Here is a 14,766-nt window from a genome sequence, read left to right as displayed (position 1 = left end):
ATAGGGCTATTTTGTTAACTGTGGTTTTAAGTCAAACGTAACCGCTCTTTTGTTTGCCATCTGTGCTTTAAAAGCTTGTTCAAGCTGTTTTGCGGCTGACGGGTCTCTTTCTTTAATTTCATCAAATAGATTATATAATTTCTGTCTTAATTCATATTGACGCTTAACCTCTCCAGTTTTTATGCCATTACGATTGTCTGGAATGTTGTCCATTTCTCTATGCCCCGCGATGTCTCGTGTGCTGTTGCCCGGAAATAAACTTTTCGTTAGTCTCGGTTGCAACCATTCAAATTCTTCAACAATTTCATCATTCGAATATGTTGAATAGTCGCCATCAATCTTATGGTTTTCAGGCTCTGGAATCGGCTCCGGTGTCATCGGTGCGTAAATGTCATCTACGGCAGGCTCTACTGGTGTAGGTGTCTCTAAGGCCTTTGTAGGAGCTTCTGCGACAGGTGTAGGGTTGGATGGCTCAAACTCTTTCATCAAGTCATCAATCAAGTCATCGTTGGTAGGTGCTACCTGTTCTTGTTCAACCTGCTTTGTAGGCTCTGGTGGCTTCTCAGGAGCTTTTTGAAGAGGTATAGGCATGACAGGCTCAACTGGTTTAGGTGCTTCTACGGCCACCGTAGGGGCTTCTGGTGCTGGTTGCGGTTTAGGATCGGCCTTCTTATTCATCGAAGCATATTGCTCCTGAATTTTCTTCAATTCGTCTAAATCTGCTGGGGTAGGTTTGTAGCCTTCAAGCTTGAAGCCTTTGGCTTCCAATCCCATTAGCTGAAATTCGAGCCATACATTCTTCTTGAAGTAATCAGGGCCATTCACTGTAAATGATTGTGGTGGTTTGGCGTCGGCAACAAGTCTTTGAATGCCAGCCTTTGCTGACTGTCTTGATAAATCATGGAATGAAACTTTTGATGGGTCTTTGTAATACTCGAATGATTTCTTGCTACTGGCTGAATTATAGAAATATTCAACCTTGTCACTATGCTGAATAAACTTGAACTTAGTAGCAAGCACTGAGTTTGGTTTAATCTTTTTCATGTAGTCGGGTTCTGCTTCGGTTGAAGCGATTGAACAATTTTCGTATTCCTTTACGTTGTGCTTATTTTTTAAAGTCTGCTCAAAGCCAGTGTCATCACCTAGTTTCGCTTTAAGTGTTTTGTAAGATAGGCCAAGCTCGGATGCTTTGAATATCTGGTCTTCATGTTGAATGGAGAAAGATGATTTGCCATTGTGAATGACATTGAAACCATTCTCGGTTATCTGGTTGATGAAGTCGGATGGGCTGGAAGCATTGTTAAGGAAATCACTCAAAGCGTCTTTCATTTGTTTCTTGTTAGAAATAACGCCACGAACGTCAAGCATTCTTTCTTTTGTTGATGGATGCTTGTCTTTGTATTTCTTGTTGATAATGTCTTTCTTATCTTGCAGTGTTAGCTCTTTTATTTTGTCGAGTTCATCCATGTCTCTTGAAATTCGATTTTCGGGAACTATTAGATTGTATTTTTGTTCAAGCTTTTCACATTCTCTTTCAATAACACGGTAGTCATTGCTGACGTTGTAACACTTGCCATTAAAATCTTTTAAAGCCCACACAATATGAACATGAACCTCATCTGTATCAATGTGAACACCCAACGCATACTTTCTATTTGAAAGGTTGTGCGTTTGTTCATAGAGTTCTTTTACTATCTGCTTCGCTTGTTCAGGGGTAACGTTATCATTGGTATGAAAGCTGACCATATCGTGCTGACTTCTAACTGATTGCTTTCTGCCCTTTGTTCTAACAGCAACATCATTTTCGATGGATGTTGCAATAGCATTCGCAATTTGTCTTTTGGATGAGTTCATAGGTGTGTAGATGTTGCTTTCGAACAATACACATCCCTCATCTTTGTGAAAGTATTTAGAAGCCTTATATACTCCTGACCTGCTTTTCTGGGTGCTCAATCTTTTCCTTATCATATATCGCCTTTGATTGTTATTTTCTCCTTTTTCAAACTTTCAAGTCTATTTGTCAATACGCCCATGTTCTTATCTAATTTGCTCAGAACATCTAAAATGTCTTGGTTTGGTTGCTTCCCTGAATTCAACGCTGCTGCTATTTGATTAAGGTTATTGCCAATCTGACTGAATATTTTTTCAATGGTGACTATATCCTCTCTTAACTTTGGACTACATACTTCTATGACTTCATTTATTCCATTATTTATAATATGGGAAATAAATTTTACCTGTGTCATCTTTAATGCTGCTCTTTGTGTTTCGAGTAGCTGAATATCATCTTTTGGAAGTCTAAAATTTAACTGATTACTTTTTCTTTCTTTATCACTCATACAATCCTCCATATTGATTGCTATACATTTTTCAAACGTAGTGCGAAAAATCGAGCGTAAATGTTAGTAAGTGAACGAAGTGAACTTGCTATACATTTACATTGCTCGCCTGTAATGTTTTCGAACTACTAATATCAAGTTAACATATATTAAAATGTTTTCAAGTTGTATAGCTTTCAATAAGCCAGATAACAAAGAATGAAAGTGTATAGCAACGTATAGCAACGTATAGCAGGCATTAAAAAGGCCACCTAATTAGGTAGCCTCATGAATGATGACAACAATAAAAAATTATACTGAGAATTTATATTGTAGGTGTTTAACAGCATCCATTTTAGATGCTGGGGTTGGGCCTTCCGAATATCTATCGAAAGTCATTCTTAGCAGTCCATCAGCTTTGTGGCCAACCAACGAAATGATGACAAGGTTCTTAACATCAGCACGCTCTAATGTAGTGATTACAGTTTTGCGAATGCTATGGAAAACACATTTTTTATCAAAACCTAAATCTGTCTTGAAGATTGAAAATTGATTACCTAAACCTTTCGATTTGGTTTCATACTTCCCACCTTTGCTTGTCTTCAACAAATACCCATCGTCCGATGAACTAACAAGCCGTTTGACCGTTTCCATGAGAACCGGATGAATTGGCACAAAACGAACGGATGCTTGTGTTTTACCTTCTGTAATATGAAAACAATCCACACCATCCTCTTTAACAACTGACGATGTTTTTAAACGGCATATTTCTTCAATGCGTGCTCCCGTATAGGCCGCTATCTTAATCAAATCGGCTAATTGACGCTTTCCTTTTTCAACTGCTTTACTATGCAAGGTTTCAACCTCTTCCGCCGTAAAAGCACGTCTTTCATCTTTTTTGAGTGTTCCACGTCTAACTTGGCTCAATTCATGACTTTTGAAAGGATTGATTGGATAACGTTCTTTGAATGGTGGTTCTTTTTTAATCAAGAAATTATAGAAGGCATTAAACGAAAACAAATATTGTTTCTTTGTCTTCGATTCCAGATTTTTTGAAATCAAGAATGAAGCAACTGCCTCATAATCCAGCAATAAGTCCTCAGCTTTCAAAAAGGCATCAAGTGCTTTAATTCTCTTTATATGTCTATCAACTGTATTCAAGTCTACTTTTCGTTGATTTAATTCATAGTTATAGAAACCATCAAGGCGACTTTTGAAAAATGGGGTTTTTGGTGAGTAGTCCGAACGACCTGCTGCAATATCAATTGCTTCATTAACAAGGTCGATGCTTAACTTCTTATCTTGTGTATATTGGATTACTTCAAAACCCATTTTTGTTTCATTGTTTGCGGGTTTCCCCTTAATTTTATCTTGGTTTATGGCCCTTTGATGCTTTTCAACTATTTGAAGAACATCATCACGGAAATTGCCGATTTCACCCCTACGGGCTTTTTCGATTTCGGTTTTCCACTGCTGCAACCATCGTAGTTTGAAAATATGGGCTTCCGAACGATTGCCAGTTTTGAGGCTTTTAGTCAAAACCTTACGCCCGGAAAAGGCTTCCCGTGCGTCTTCTGGAACGTCCAGACGGACGTAGTAGGTGCCGGATTTCAGGACTAAAAAATCGGTCATAGCAAAAGCCTTCGCTAGTCATTTCTACCCAAAATTCTACCCAAAATTTCTACCCAAAGCCACTGAAAGCCTTTAAACTCGCGGCATTGCTGGGTCTTATGATGTTTTTGAGGGAGTTCGAGTCTCCCTCGGGGCACCATCTTAAAAAAGACCTTGAAATTCAAGGTCTTTTTTTTCGCCTGTAGAAAAGTGATCATTAGCGGGCGAGCGCGATAGAAGAGGAACCTTGACCATGGAACTGACGCTGGAAGCTGTTGCGCTTTTTGCTCTCAAACTGGTGCATGAGACGGAAGGCGCAAGCCCGATTCTGCGGGACGACCTGGTCATGGACGGCTATGAGCGGGAAGTATTTGGCTTGCTGGTGCGCAATGGTGATGTGGATGCCATTCAGCAGAAGGTCGGTGAGTGTGTAGCGTTGGCGCTGGAATCTTTGGGCGGCGCGAATACCGTGATGGGCCGTGAGCTGCAGCAACTGGCAGTGAATGTGCGCCAAGCGTCGACGCTTGAGGAACTGAACACCCCGCTAGACGCACTCAAGGACTACCTCAAAGCAATCCTGTAAACCCCGACCTCCACCCGGTACACAAAACACCTGTGGGAGCTGGCGGTGCGACGATTCGACTTGCCCGCGATGGACGCTATCGATAACGCTCGCTCACGGGCTAACTACAAGGACCGTAAAAATGATCGACTTCAACAACAAAGGTTTCTTCAAGCTCAAACAAAACAACGAATACGCCGAACGCGTATTGTCCCTGCTGCTGGATGACGAGCAAGTCATCGATTCCTACAAAGCCATGCGCGACGGCGTGGTCTTCACCACCAAGCGAATCATCGCCGTGAACGTGCAAGGCATCACCGGCAGCAAAAAAGACTTCACCTCCCTGCCCTACAAAAACATCGTCGCATACTCCGTGGAAACATCCGGGACGTTCGATTTGGATTCGGAGTTGGAGATTTACTTTTCGTCGGTGGGGAAAGTGAAATTTGAATTTACCGGGAAGACTTCGATTGTTGAGATATCGAAGCTGATTTCCAAGCACGTGCTTTGAGCTGATCAAGTTCATCGAAGACCACCAGACAAAAAAGACCTTGAATACCAAGGTCTTTTTTTTGCCTGAAAATCAGAGCCCGCTGGTGTACTCAATCAAATGTGAGAGCACCGGGCGCGGTAGGAATAGACGTTAAAGCTCCTGTCCAAAAAGCAGTAAACACCCCGCGACTCCCAGAAGCACCACCCAGCCCATAGCCCGTTTTTAATCGACCTCTTCCTACGCATCCCTTCCCTATTTCACTAGCCCAGTTTCACAAAAACTGTCGTTACTGCGTCCTGCTTGCTCCGGCCAGTAACCCGCACGCTCTGTGAGCAGAGCCCACCGGAGCTGGCGTCGCGGTTGATCAGGGAATGATTATGGCGAGTTACAGGGAGGCAAACCCGTGTGGTGCCGGGCATGGCAGCGCGCAGGGTGAAATATGGCTTTTTTTGATCCATCACGAGGCAATGCTGCGCCAACGCTGTCGACGTTTGCTTCGTCGCCCGCAAGATGCGGAGGACGCATTCAGCGAGCTGCGCCTGCATTTGTTCAACCTGTTGAGCAAGGACCCCGAGCGGTTGGCGGCGGTGGATAACGTCCCCGCCTGGCTCAAGCGAGTGGCACACAACTATTGCATCGATCGCCTGCGCAAAACGCCCATCACATGCAACCTCGAATGGCTGGACCATGACCTTTACGAAAGTGTGACCTGGCAGCCGCTGCATGACGACCCCGAGCGCAACGCTTGCCTTCAGGAAGCCTTGCAAGCGCTGAACCTGGCCATCGGGCGGCTGCCGACGTCGCTGTCGCAAGCCCTGAAGTTGCGCTGTATTGATGGGGCGGAATACGAGGGCATGGCCGGCACGCTATTGATCACCGAGTCTAACGCCCGCAAACGGGTGCAACTGGCACGCCAGCTACTGCGCGATTTGCTGGGGCCGTCCTGCGGCGCTTGAAAAAACACAAAAAAACGCCTGCCCAGGAATTTGGGCAGGCGTTTTTTGTGCTCAGAACGCTGCGACGGGATAGACAGAGTTCACCCACCACAACCCACCAATGTTATTCAGGTAGCCACCTACCGTGAATGGAAAGCCCAGCTCATCGACGCAATACGCGGCGGCGTTGACAGGTGGCGCTGAAGGGCCAAAGAACATCTGGCCACCAACCGGCGGTGCGGGCGGTGCAGGCAGCGGTGTCAAGCGCGTGTTGAGGTGCATGTAGGCATAGCGGATCGACTCCACGACCTGCCGTTGTGAGCAGCTATCAGGAAAAAACGTAGAAGCTCCGACCTTGGCCACCCAGGCATTGGCTACTGTATTGAACACTTGCACGTTGGGGTTCACATAGCGGTAGTCCCCTGGGTGGTTAAGCCCATGGGGAACGATGTACGTCCGTGGGCCAATGGTGTGGGCCGCGATGTGTGCCGTCGGTAAAGGACCTAACAACGGATCGTGGTTGGCGGGCCGCGAGTGAAAACCCACCGCATTACCTCCCCCGTTTATTTCGCCACAGAAGATGTGCCGTTGATTGATCTGTGGGTTGCTGCGGCTATTGGTCACGTTGCCGACCTGTACCGGTAGCGGAATGACCCCCGGTGCGCCTGGCGCGCAGTTGACGTGTGCGACGGCCGACAAGCTCAGTAGCGCAGTCGCCACACCCGTGGCGATGACGGTAAGTGCGTGCATGATGAGACTCCTTTCTGACAATCGGGACGGGATGCCCCATCGTCAGGACGCAACCGCGACTAAAGTTGTGAAGCGCTTTGCTGCGTCAGCCCAGGCTGTTTATGCGGCGGGTAAAAGAAGTTGGAAAAGGCATTCACAAGGAGCGCGGATGCACGTCTGGAGAGGTAAGCCCAGGCATGTTGCCCAGGCTTGTACAGGGAACAAGGAGAAGGACAATGACCACTTTTAATGTGAACTTCGCTGTCGACGATATGGAAGGCAAGACTGTGTTGGTGTTTCTCAAGCCGCAACAGCCGCAGCGGGATTTCCGGATTCACGCCTGGCAGGTCCTCACCGGCTCGGCCGGCGCCACGGAGTCGTTTGACTACGAGGCGGTGATCGAAACCGATGTCACCACGCTGGGCGAAAAGGACAGCAACACCATCATCTCCGGTCGCCGCACACTCAACCCTGGCAGCTTGCTGCAGGCTGTCAGTCCCAATGGCCTGTCACCCTACCTGGAGCCGGCGGCGGTCTCGCTAGCCATGGAAAAGCTCACCCCGCAGCAGTGCGGCGTCATCAACAAAACCAACCCGTACCTGCAGTTCGACAGCAACTGGTACGTCAACGGCCGGCCGGTGGTGACCATGCCGAAAGTGGACTCCAGCATGACCGTGAGTTTCGAGTACGAGCCCAACTTCTACTTCATGGTGGCCACGCCGCCGATGGTTGGGCAGACCTACATCGTGCAGAACTTCTCTGACATGACCCAGTTCATTGCACCCATCACCGCCACCGAGGTGAATGTGATCGTGAGCCGCGCCAATGGCCTGTGGTCGTTCGATTTTGCCCCGATGTAACCCTTGCGCGCGGCGAGTGAATCGTCGCGCGCTCTACACCCTCATTGATCCCCACGCCCTTGTTATGGAACTCCTTCAGCGGTTGAAGACCTTGGGCGGTACCGACACCGCCATGGGCCGCGCCCCAGCTGACCGCCTTATCCGTCACACTCCCCCTTCAGAAATGCACCTTCACCAACACACTCACCGCATTCTGATCCGTAGGAAACCCCGGACTGTCCTCAATCCCATACTTATCCGACCAATAATCCCACTCAACCCCCGCATCAAAACGCTTCGCCGTTTGCCCCAGCGCTTTGCCCACGTCGTATTTAACCTGCGGGTTGAAGTGCAAGCTCTTGGCCACGTAGCTGGAGGTGCCTTTGCTGCCGACGTCGTTGACGTACCACTCCAGGTAGCCGTCGAAGAGGATGTCGGAGCGGCCCACGGGAAAGGTCATGGCCCAGGTGGGGTTGATTTGCCATTGGCCGGAGGCTTTGCCGGTGATGCCGTCGGGTTTGCGGTAGTAGGTGTTGAGGGAGAAGCGGTCGAAGCCGGGTAGGTCGAGGTCAACGGCGGGGCCGAGCAGGTATTTGCGGTTGCGGTTTTCGCCGCGTTCATAAGTGGCGGCGATCAGCACATCTTTGACGATGCCGTAGTGCAGGCTGGCCAGGGCGCAGAGTGGCAGCAAGCGCGAGCTGACCTCTCGTGGCGGCTCGCGTTGGTTGCACGAACAGTTGCGCCTTGGTGCTGCAACGCAGAGGCTGTGAAGTCCAGGTGCAATCCGGGGAAAGCCTGCTCCAGGCCGCGTCACGGGCCGGGGTCGAACTGGCGTATTCGTGCGGTATGGGCATCTGCGTCTCCGGCTGTCGCAGCCAACGCCTGTTGCTGGACGCCTGAAACCACGACATTAAGCTCCATTGCATTCCACCGAATGCTCTGGAAGTTGCGAAAACCGCCATTTGACGAATTTTCTCGCTCCAGGACCCACCCACGCCTACGCTTCAATGGACCGATGGATAAACTGACTTTTCCCACACACACCATCGAACAATGAGAATTTCAGGTTCTCGCCCGCTCTCATAGGCTCACTTCCTCGCACAGGGAAGTGAGCCAGCCATGCCAGAACGCGCCTATCCAATCAGTGAAGAAGAACTTCTTCGACGACGAATCCTGACCCCGCAACCTTCCCGGGCACCTTATTCACCGTCCATTGATTTAATCAACACAACGCCTGTCCCAGCACCTGAGCCCGCCAAGATTCCCGGCTACATATTCGCCAAGTCGTGCCAACTGCCAAACGGCATCAGCAGCTACAACAACCCCACCGGTTACGTGCCGCTGGAGCTGGTCAAGGAGTACGGCCACTTCGCACTATTGGGTGGGCGTGCGGCCGATGGTGACGGCGTTCCTCTCAGCAAAATCAGTGGCAATGCCCTGCCCGCAGGCCTCGGGCAATTGGTACTCGGCGGGTCGGCACTGCAAACCGCTACAGCGGCGGTCGGTACCGTGGCAAGCGGACTGCTGACAGGGCTGGTGGCTTTGGCTTGGCCGTCGGAGCTGGGTGACAGCGCCCTTTATAGCGAAGAACAGCTGCGTTCGATGCAACAAGCCCGCTCGCGCATGCGCCTGCACATCGAGCAGCAGGCGGACGGCACGCTCAAAGGGTATGGCTTCTACACCGGCAGCAATGCCGATTGGCAGATGATCGACGTGGTTCAGTTTCAAAGCCGCGACAGTCAATTCGTGGCAGAGCTCGGCGAGGGCGTGGAGCTGATTTGGACACCCGCCATTGATCCTGGCGACACCCTTGGCATTCCGGCACTGGAGGCTGCGCCGCTAGCGCCGGTGATGTGGATCTATCCGCCGACTGAGATAGCCAAGCAGATTTTGGTGAACCCGATTTATCCGCCGGAGTATCGGGATTTTATTCTGGTATTCCCGGTGGAGTCGGGGGTTCGGCCGTTGTATGTCGTGGTTAGCGAGCCTCGGAAGGGTTTGAGAAACCCGGACTATGATTACTTTCCCGCTCCCAAAACCGAAGACATAACTGCCTTCTCTGGTTTGATAGAGCAAAAGAGAAAAAACCCAAGGCGAGGCGGTGGGGGGCTACGTGAGCGTTGGAAGGACGCTAAAGGCAGGACGCTTTATGAATGGGATTACGAGAAAGGCGAACTGGAAGCCTATCGAAGCAATGATGTTAGTCACCTAGGCTCCTTTGATCCCTATACCGGCGAACGCCGGGGCCCAGCAAAAGATGAACGCCGTATAAACAAATAAGTGGAGACTTCTTCATGAGTATGAAAGTCAGATTGGCATGGTATGACAAGCGCACCGAAAACTTAGAGGCCGATGAATACTCAGCAAACTTTGAGGACGACGAAAGCATCCTTACCGCGCTCGGATTAGACGAAGAGCCCCAAATCTATGCTGGAGGATTCGACGTACTCCCAAGCTGGATAGCGATCCTCCAACCTCATTTCCAGCACCTAATTGAACCCGCCAATTTCTACTACCAAATATCTTTTCGGTACCAAGGTACATGGCCGCCCCAACCCTCCAAGCAGCCATAAAGAATGCTAATGAAAAAGCCCCCTCTCTATCGCTCAGTCAACACCCGGACACACAATGTGCGCCACGGCAGTTGTTGCACTTATCGACAGCACCGCAATAGCAAAAGCGAAAAGAGTTCACTGTCAAACCGTGGCTCGATGCACAGCCATCACCGACACGGCTTTGATTACACGCCGCTATTCAGGTTTTTACTGTCCAAGGTCGGTCATCAGTGGGATGAGGTTTTCAGCGAAGCCAATGCCCGCCTGGATCGTCCGGAGCCAGTATTCTGGTTGGTTTCCCTACATGAAAGCGATAAACAAGAGTACGTGCGGGTTGATGAATCCACCTATTACAGCGGACTGTATGTCGACGAGGCGGGCTTGTTGCAGAGGGTTAACCCGCAGTTGAAGGCAGAGCACATGAAACCGTTTTGTGATTGCTGTACTCACACCTTCAACGGAGTGCTATTCGCAGTGGTTCAACCGTGCAAAATTTGAAGGCTCACGGTCGCATTACCTGACCGACACCATCGTCGAACTGCCGGCGGTGATCGAAGATCATCAATACGCGCCCGGCACGGGAAGATATTCCACACGGGTCGTAATGCGGCTACGGGGTCAGCCGTCTTGCAAAGCGGGGGCTGAATCCAGTTTAAACATCTGTGTATTCACTCCTTGTCTGCGGCTCATTTCAGCAACCCCGCCCCCTTGAGCAAGTCGTAAAGCCCTTCGGGAACCAGCGGCGAGTCAGCGCTGAAACTTGAACTGTCCTGCCAGCTCACCTTGAACGCAGCACCATTGCTTTCCTCACCGTCGATATGCGGCAGCTCGTACAGGCGCTGGTCCTCGAATTGCCCATCGTAGACCTGGACAATCTCGTGTCCCGGATTGCCGGCGTAAATGAAGATACTTTCGAGGGTACCCAGCAGACGCAGGCTGTGGATGGGTTGTTCCAGTTCTTCCTGGACCTCCCGCACGATGGCTTCGGCGCTGGTTTCACCAAATTCGATGCCACCACCGATGGGGCGATAGAAGTGGTGGTGTTTGATGGCGTCGTAGAACTGATGGACGAGGATTTGTCCATTGCGGTGAAAGATGCAGAGCGCAAGCGCCCGGATACGAGGTTCAGCCATGGGTTGAAGTCCTTTTCGATGCAGTACCCGATCAATCATTGCGATTGAAAGGTCTCAAGATAAGCCAACAGGTTTTCAATCTTTTCCTGATCACTGATGCCCCAGAAAATCATGCGGGTGCCGCTGATCACTTTTTTCGGTGCCTCGATATACGCGGCCAGCTTCTCCCGCGTCCATACCACGCCGGAGTTTTTCATCGCGTCGGAATACTGATAGTCCGTGGTGGTCCCGGCAAGCCGCCCGATCACCCCGTTGAGCTGCGGCCCGAACGAACCGCGCGCGTTCAACCCGACGCTATGGCAGCCGCCACAGGTTTTGCTGAACAGCTTGGCACCGGCCTCGGCATCGCCCGCCGCTGCCGCCGGAGCGCTGAACAGGCCGGCGTTGAGGACTAAGGCGAGGGTCAGTAAAGCGGCGTGCGTCATCGAGGGCTCCAGATCAGGTGTCGTGGTCAATTATGCCTGCTGAAGCGGCCTTTCCCCCAACCGTTCCACCAAACGCACCAGGTAACCGTCCGGGTCCTTAACCAGGAATTGCCTTTGCCCCGCCTCCACCTCATCCGCCCGGTACCAGGCATCTTCAACGTCACGGAAAAGCGGCCAGCCAATGGCGTTCAAACGCTGCAGGATCGGCGCTACGGCGGGGACATCGATTTGCAGGTTAATGCCTCGGCCCAAGGGTGCTTCCAAGGGCCCGGTGAGCCACTGCCCGGCCTGGGGCTCATATTGTTCCAGCATGATTTGCGCGCCCTGCAGATCAAGGTAGGCAAAACCTTCTTCGGGGCGCTGGTAGGCGATGTCGAAGCCCACCTGGGTGACCCAGAAGTCGAGGCTGGAGGTGAGGTCGGTGACCACCAGTTCAGGGACCAGGGGATTGCGAATAAACATGGTGCTCCTTGATTAGCGAGAGGTGACAAAGGGCGGGCTTGCCGACGATATTGGATGAGCGCTTTTAGGTCTAGCTCACGAACGCATGCCCCTCCAGTTGCCCGCTGTAGATACAGGTAGCGCCATGTTCACCCACATGGCGAGCTTATGACACGGCGCAATTCAAAGGCCACCCAATGACCATCCATCGCAAGTAACACATCAAATCGAACCTATCCAACCACCACCCACTCCACCTTACTTAACCCTGATGGAGGAGTAGTGATCATGGCTCAGCCATCGATTTTGGTGCTGGAGGACGACGAGATCATTCGTTCACTGATGATCGTCGTGTTGGAGGAGTTCGGCGCGGTGGTCACCTCTTTCCCCTCTGCGGACGAAGGGATGATTTTTCTGGAGCGGGCCGATGATCCGGTGGATTTAATTGTCAGCGATATCCATATGCCCGGCCTGCTTAATGGCTATGACTTGAGCAAAGTGGTCGCCCATCGCTGGCCGTCGGTGTCGGTGGTGCTGACCTCAGGCGACACAGTAATGGCGGAGCAGTTGGGCAGCACGGTGCGGTTCCTGCCCAAGCCGTGGAGTACCCAAAGGCTGCTCGATTGTGTGCAGGCTGCCTTGGACAAGGGTGCATCCATGTATTGATCGCCTACCTGCGGACTGTCATTACACCGGCAACACCACCACCGCCTCCAGCCCACCCCCCTGGCGGTTGACCAGGGTAAGCGTGCCGCCGTGTTCCAACACAATCGCCCGTGCGGTGGAGAGCCCCAAGCCGACGCCACCAGTACTTTTGTTACGCGAGCCTTCCAGGCGAAAAAACGGCAGGAATACCTGTTCGTGCTGGTCGACGGGAATCCCCGGCCCACGGTCCAGCACGCGAATGGTCACCTGGCCCGGCCGTTGTTGCAGTTCAATTTCCGGCGCCAGTCCATAGTGGATCGCGTTGTCCATCAGGTTGGTCATCACCCGCTTGAGGCCCAGGGGCCGACCGAAGTAAACCAGGCGCGGCGGGCCGTCAAAACTGATGTCGATGGCCTGGTCACGGTAGTCGTCGATCAGGGTTTGCAGCAGTTCCGCCAGGTCCAACTGGGTAGCCTGTTCCAGCCGGGCGTCGTCGCGAAAGAACTCCAGGGCGGTACTGATCATTGCCTGCATCTCGTCGACGTCGCGGAACAGCCGCAGTTGCTGGTCAGTATCCTCGATAAACTCGCCCCGCAGGCGCAGGCGGGTCAAGGGCGCGCGCAGGTCGTGGGAAATCGCCGCGAGCATCTGGGTTCGATCCTGGATGAAGTGTTGCAACTGCGCCTGCATGCCGTTGAAGGCGAGGATTGCCTGGCGAATCTCATGGGGGCCGACAGGCTCGATGGGCGGGGCTCGGAAGTCGGCACCAAAACGTCGGGCGCCCTGGGCGAAGTGTTGCAGCGGCCTGGCCAGTCGCCGGGTGGCGATCAACGTGACCAGCGCGGTGGAAATCAGCACCAGCACCAACACCACCAGACTGCGTGGCCCCTCCGATAACCCCCAACTGCGCGACTCAGAACTGAACATCAGCCAGGTATGGTCCGCCAGTTCAACCAGCAAGGCATAGCGCCCGCCGGGGCCTGGCCAGTCGGACGGCTCATAACCCTCCATCCGGCGTTGCGGTCCCTTGAGCAGATGCTTGAACGTCTCCTCGGCCTCGGTAGAGTGAAGACCGGGATCGTCCAAAACAGGCAAATCAATCCCCTCTCGATTGACCGACCAACTGACACTGAAATTTTCATCACCGACTGCCTGGGCCAGATGTGAGCGCTGCGACGGCTCTGCAGCCTCAATCACCCGCACGATAACGGCAACCTTGTCCAACAAACCGGTCTCGGTCAGGGGCGGCCTGGCCCAGACGCCCGCCAGTTGGGCAAACAGTGCGTTGAACGCCAGGGCCGTGAGCATGGCAATCAGGATGGTGAAGGCAATCCAGCGAGCCACCGTATTTTTCATGAGCGGCTCACGCTGACGGTGAACTGGTAGCCGCCATTGCGCACGGTGCGAATCATCGCCGGGCGCTTGGTGTCGAACTCCAGCTTGCGTCGCAGGCGGCTGACCTGAACGTCGATGCTGCGGTCGAACGCATCGTGGCTGTGGCCCCGCGCCAGGTTCAGCAACTGCTCGCGGGTCAGTACGCGCTGGGGATGCTCGACGAACACCAGCAGCAGGTCGAACTCCCCGGACGACAGCGGGATCATCACCTGGTCCGGCGAGCGCAGTTCGCGGCGAGTCAGGTCCAGCTGCCAGCCGGCGAAGCGGATCAATGGTCGCGAAGCATCGCCCAACGGCGCCCCGCTTTCACCGGCGCGGCGCAACACGGCACGCACTCGGGCCAGCAGTTCGCGGGCATCAAAGGGTTTACTGAGGTAGTCATCGGCGCCCATTTCCAGGCCCACCACGCGGTCGCTGAGCTCGCCCATGGCGGTCAGCATGATCACCGGCGTCGCGTATTGCTGACGCAGGCGCTGGCACAGCAGCAGGCCGTTATCTCCCGGCAGCATCAGGTCGAGAATGATCAGGTCGGCGGCCTGTTGCTCCATGGCCGCCCACAGGTCTGCGCCATTGGCGGCGGTCTGCACCGTATAACCATGTTGCAGGAAAAATTTCTTCAGCAGCGCGAGGACCTCAAGGTCATCGTCCACGATCAAAAGATGGCTCACCGGCGGGCATCACTTGG

The 14,766-nt window shown here is 52.4% G+C and carries 18 protein-coding genes and 1 pseudogene; 9 read left to right on the top strand and 10 right to left on the bottom strand.

The window, feature by feature from the left end:
* Positions 1–6: 6 nt before the first annotated feature.
* The 3 genes from ACZRKZ_RS01060 to ACZRKZ_RS01050 form a co-directional block, all read right to left on the bottom strand.
* On the bottom strand, positions 7–1,953 hold the full coding sequence (locus ACZRKZ_RS01060; protein ID WP_161781308.1) for a relaxase/mobilization nuclease domain-containing protein: 1,947 nt from the start codon (positions 1,951–1,953) through the stop codon (positions 7–9).
* An 11-nt stretch (positions 1,954–1,964) separates the two neighbouring features.
* Positions 1,965–2,339 (bottom strand): plasmid mobilization relaxosome protein MobC, encoded by a 375-nt coding sequence (mobC, locus tag ACZRKZ_RS01055; protein ID WP_033050921.1) that lies wholly within the window; start codon positions 2,337–2,339, stop codon positions 1,965–1,967.
* Positions 2,340–2,630: 291 nt separating this feature from the next.
* Positions 2,631–3,950: a DUF6538 domain-containing protein gene (locus ACZRKZ_RS01050; protein WP_028624202.1), complete on the bottom strand. Its 1,320-nt coding sequence runs from the start codon at positions 3,948–3,950 to the stop codon at positions 2,631–2,633.
* A 232-nt stretch (positions 3,951–4,182) separates the two neighbouring features.
* Between ACZRKZ_RS01050 and ACZRKZ_RS01045 the strand changes: the two genes are divergently transcribed.
* The 3 genes from ACZRKZ_RS01045 to ACZRKZ_RS01035 all read left to right on the top strand — a co-directional run bounded on the left by ACZRKZ_RS01045 (position 4,183) and on the right by ACZRKZ_RS01035 (position 5,940).
* Positions 4,183–4,512 carry a hypothetical protein gene (locus ACZRKZ_RS01045; RefSeq protein ID WP_463980469.1) on the top strand — a complete coding sequence of 110 codons (330 nt, stop codon included), beginning with the start codon at positions 4,183–4,185 and terminating at the stop codon, positions 4,510–4,512.
* Between the two features lie 121 nt (positions 4,513–4,633).
* On the top strand, positions 4,634–5,002 hold the full coding sequence (locus ACZRKZ_RS01040) for a PH domain-containing protein (protein WP_463980468.1): 369 nt from the start codon (positions 4,634–4,636) through the stop codon (positions 5,000–5,002).
* A 449-nt stretch (positions 5,003–5,451) separates the two neighbouring features.
* Positions 5,452–5,940, top strand: coding sequence for an RNA polymerase sigma factor (locus tag ACZRKZ_RS01035; protein WP_463980467.1), 489 nt, complete (start codon positions 5,452–5,454; stop codon positions 5,938–5,940).
* A gap of 51 nt (positions 5,941–5,991) precedes the next feature.
* Here the strand turns inward: ACZRKZ_RS01035 and ACZRKZ_RS01030 are convergent, their stop codons facing one another.
* A complete protein-coding gene (locus ACZRKZ_RS01030) occupies positions 5,992–6,669 on the bottom strand; it encodes an EndoU domain-containing protein (RefSeq protein WP_463980466.1) in 678 nt (225 codons plus the stop codon).
* A gap of 215 nt (positions 6,670–6,884) precedes the next feature.
* On the opposite strand from ACZRKZ_RS01030, the gene ACZRKZ_RS01025 reads away from it, so the two are divergent.
* A complete protein-coding gene (locus tag ACZRKZ_RS01025; RefSeq protein ID WP_463980465.1) occupies positions 6,885–7,508 on the top strand; it encodes a hypothetical protein in 624 nt (207 codons plus the stop codon).
* 157 nt (positions 7,509–7,665) lie between these two features.
* Here the strand turns inward: ACZRKZ_RS01025 and ACZRKZ_RS01020 are convergent.
* A pseudogene (locus ACZRKZ_RS01020) lies at positions 7,666–8,151 on the bottom strand (hypothetical protein); the annotation flags it as partial.
* 83 nt (positions 8,152–8,234) lie between these two features.
* Here ACZRKZ_RS01020 and ACZRKZ_RS01015 point away from each other — a divergent pair.
* The 4 genes from ACZRKZ_RS01015 to ACZRKZ_RS01000 all read left to right on the top strand — a co-directional run bounded on the left by ACZRKZ_RS01015 (position 8,235) and on the right by ACZRKZ_RS01000 (position 10,540).
* Complete coding sequence (locus tag ACZRKZ_RS01015; RefSeq protein ID WP_463980464.1) at positions 8,235–8,387, top strand: 2Fe-2S iron-sulfur cluster-binding protein; 153 nt, start codon at positions 8,235–8,237, stop codon at positions 8,385–8,387.
* Positions 8,388–8,606: 219 nt separating this feature from the next.
* Positions 8,607–9,767 (top strand): S-type pyocin domain-containing protein, encoded by a 1,161-nt coding sequence (locus ACZRKZ_RS01010; RefSeq protein WP_463980463.1) that lies wholly within the window; start codon positions 8,607–8,609, stop codon positions 9,765–9,767.
* Between the two features lie 14 nt (positions 9,768–9,781).
* Positions 9,782–10,060: a colicin E3-like toxin immunity protein gene (locus ACZRKZ_RS01005; RefSeq protein ID WP_463980462.1), complete on the top strand. Its 279-nt coding sequence runs from the start codon at positions 9,782–9,784 to the stop codon at positions 10,058–10,060.
* Positions 10,061–10,069: 9 nt separating this feature from the next.
* The gene (locus tag ACZRKZ_RS01000) at positions 10,070–10,540 is read left to right on the top strand and encodes a hypothetical protein (RefSeq protein ID WP_463980461.1); all 471 of its coding nucleotides are present in this window, start codon (positions 10,070–10,072) and stop codon (positions 10,538–10,540) included.
* A 188-nt stretch (positions 10,541–10,728) separates the two neighbouring features.
* On the opposite strand, the gene ACZRKZ_RS00995 is transcribed toward ACZRKZ_RS01000, so the two are convergent.
* Genes ACZRKZ_RS00995 through ACZRKZ_RS00985 form a run of 3 tightly spaced genes read right to left on the bottom strand, consistent with a single transcriptional unit; the run spans position 10,729 to position 12,062 of the window.
* Positions 10,729–11,175 carry an NUDIX hydrolase gene (locus tag ACZRKZ_RS00995; protein ID WP_463980460.1) on the bottom strand — a complete coding sequence of 149 codons (447 nt, stop codon included), beginning with the start codon at positions 11,173–11,175 and terminating at the stop codon, positions 10,729–10,731.
* Between the two features lie 35 nt (positions 11,176–11,210).
* Positions 11,211–11,600, bottom strand: coding sequence for a c-type cytochrome (locus tag ACZRKZ_RS00990; protein WP_463980865.1), 390 nt, complete (start codon positions 11,598–11,600; stop codon positions 11,211–11,213).
* A 30-nt stretch (positions 11,601–11,630) separates the two neighbouring features.
* A complete protein-coding gene (locus ACZRKZ_RS00985) occupies positions 11,631–12,062 on the bottom strand; it encodes a bleomycin resistance protein (RefSeq protein WP_463980459.1) in 432 nt (143 codons plus the stop codon).
* A 267-nt stretch (positions 12,063–12,329) separates the two neighbouring features.
* Between ACZRKZ_RS00985 and ACZRKZ_RS00980 the strand changes: the two genes are divergently transcribed.
* The gene (locus ACZRKZ_RS00980) at positions 12,330–12,707 is read left to right on the top strand and encodes a response regulator (protein ID WP_149411661.1); all 378 of its coding nucleotides are present in this window, start codon (positions 12,330–12,332) and stop codon (positions 12,705–12,707) included.
* 21 nt (positions 12,708–12,728) lie between these two features.
* Here ACZRKZ_RS00980 and ACZRKZ_RS00975 read toward each other — a convergent pair whose 3' ends face one another.
* Positions 12,729–14,042 carry an ATP-binding protein gene (locus ACZRKZ_RS00975; protein ID WP_463980458.1) on the bottom strand — a complete coding sequence of 438 codons (1,314 nt, stop codon included), beginning with the start codon at positions 14,040–14,042 and terminating at the stop codon, positions 12,729–12,731.
* Complete coding sequence (locus ACZRKZ_RS00970) at positions 14,039–14,749, bottom strand: response regulator (RefSeq protein ID WP_463980457.1); 711 nt, start codon at positions 14,747–14,749, stop codon at positions 14,039–14,041. Before ACZRKZ_RS00970 ends, ACZRKZ_RS00975 begins: the two co-directional genes overlap by 4 nt.
* Positions 14,750–14,766: the final 17 nt, after the last annotated feature.

The sequence above is a fragment of the Pseudomonas sp. c313 genome (assembly GCF_055407145.1).
This window is presented reverse-complemented; position numbering and strand designations above follow the sequence as displayed.

Excerpts from the sequence above, each read along its gene's own strand:
- ACZRKZ_RS01030 (WP_463980466.1), bottom strand. The coding sequence starts at position 6,669 with ATGCACGCACTTACCGTCATCGCCACGGGTGTGGCGACTGCGCTACTG.
- ACZRKZ_RS00990 (WP_463980865.1), bottom strand. The coding sequence starts at position 11,600 with ATGACGCACGCCGCTTTACTGACCCTCGCCTTAGTCCTCAACGCCGGC.
- ACZRKZ_RS00985 (WP_463980459.1), bottom strand. The coding sequence starts at position 12,062 with ATGTTTATTCGCAATCCCCTGGTCCCTGAACTGGTGGTCACCGACCTC.
- ACZRKZ_RS00980 (WP_149411661.1), top strand. The coding sequence starts at position 12,330 with ATGGCTCAGCCATCGATTTTGGTGCTGGAGGACGACGAGATCATTCGT.
- ACZRKZ_RS01045 (WP_463980469.1), top strand. The coding sequence starts at position 4,183 with ATGGAACTGACGCTGGAAGCTGTTGCGCTTTTTGCTCTCAAACTGGTG.
- ACZRKZ_RS01040 (WP_463980468.1), top strand. The coding sequence starts at position 4,634 with ATGATCGACTTCAACAACAAAGGTTTCTTCAAGCTCAAACAAAACAAC.
- ACZRKZ_RS01000 (WP_463980461.1), top strand. The coding sequence starts at position 10,070 with ATGAAAAAGCCCCCTCTCTATCGCTCAGTCAACACCCGGACACACAAT.
- ACZRKZ_RS01005 (WP_463980462.1), top strand. The coding sequence starts at position 9,782 with ATGAGTATGAAAGTCAGATTGGCATGGTATGACAAGCGCACCGAAAAC.
- ACZRKZ_RS01050 (WP_028624202.1), bottom strand. The coding sequence starts at position 3,950 with ATGACCGATTTTTTAGTCCTGAAATCCGGCACCTACTACGTCCGTCTG.
- ACZRKZ_RS01025 (WP_463980465.1), top strand. The coding sequence starts at position 6,885 with ATGACCACTTTTAATGTGAACTTCGCTGTCGACGATATGGAAGGCAAG.
- ACZRKZ_RS00995 (WP_463980460.1), bottom strand. The coding sequence starts at position 11,175 with ATGGCTGAACCTCGTATCCGGGCGCTTGCGCTCTGCATCTTTCACCGC.
- mobC (WP_033050921.1), bottom strand. The coding sequence starts at position 2,339 with ATGAGTGATAAAGAAAGAAAAAGTAATCAGTTAAATTTTAGACTTCCA.
- ACZRKZ_RS01035 (WP_463980467.1), top strand. The coding sequence starts at position 5,452 with ATGCTGCGCCAACGCTGTCGACGTTTGCTTCGTCGCCCGCAAGATGCG.
- ACZRKZ_RS01010 (WP_463980463.1), top strand. The coding sequence starts at position 8,607 with ATGCCAGAACGCGCCTATCCAATCAGTGAAGAAGAACTTCTTCGACGA.
- ACZRKZ_RS00975 (WP_463980458.1), bottom strand. The coding sequence starts at position 14,042 with ATGAAAAATACGGTGGCTCGCTGGATTGCCTTCACCATCCTGATTGCC.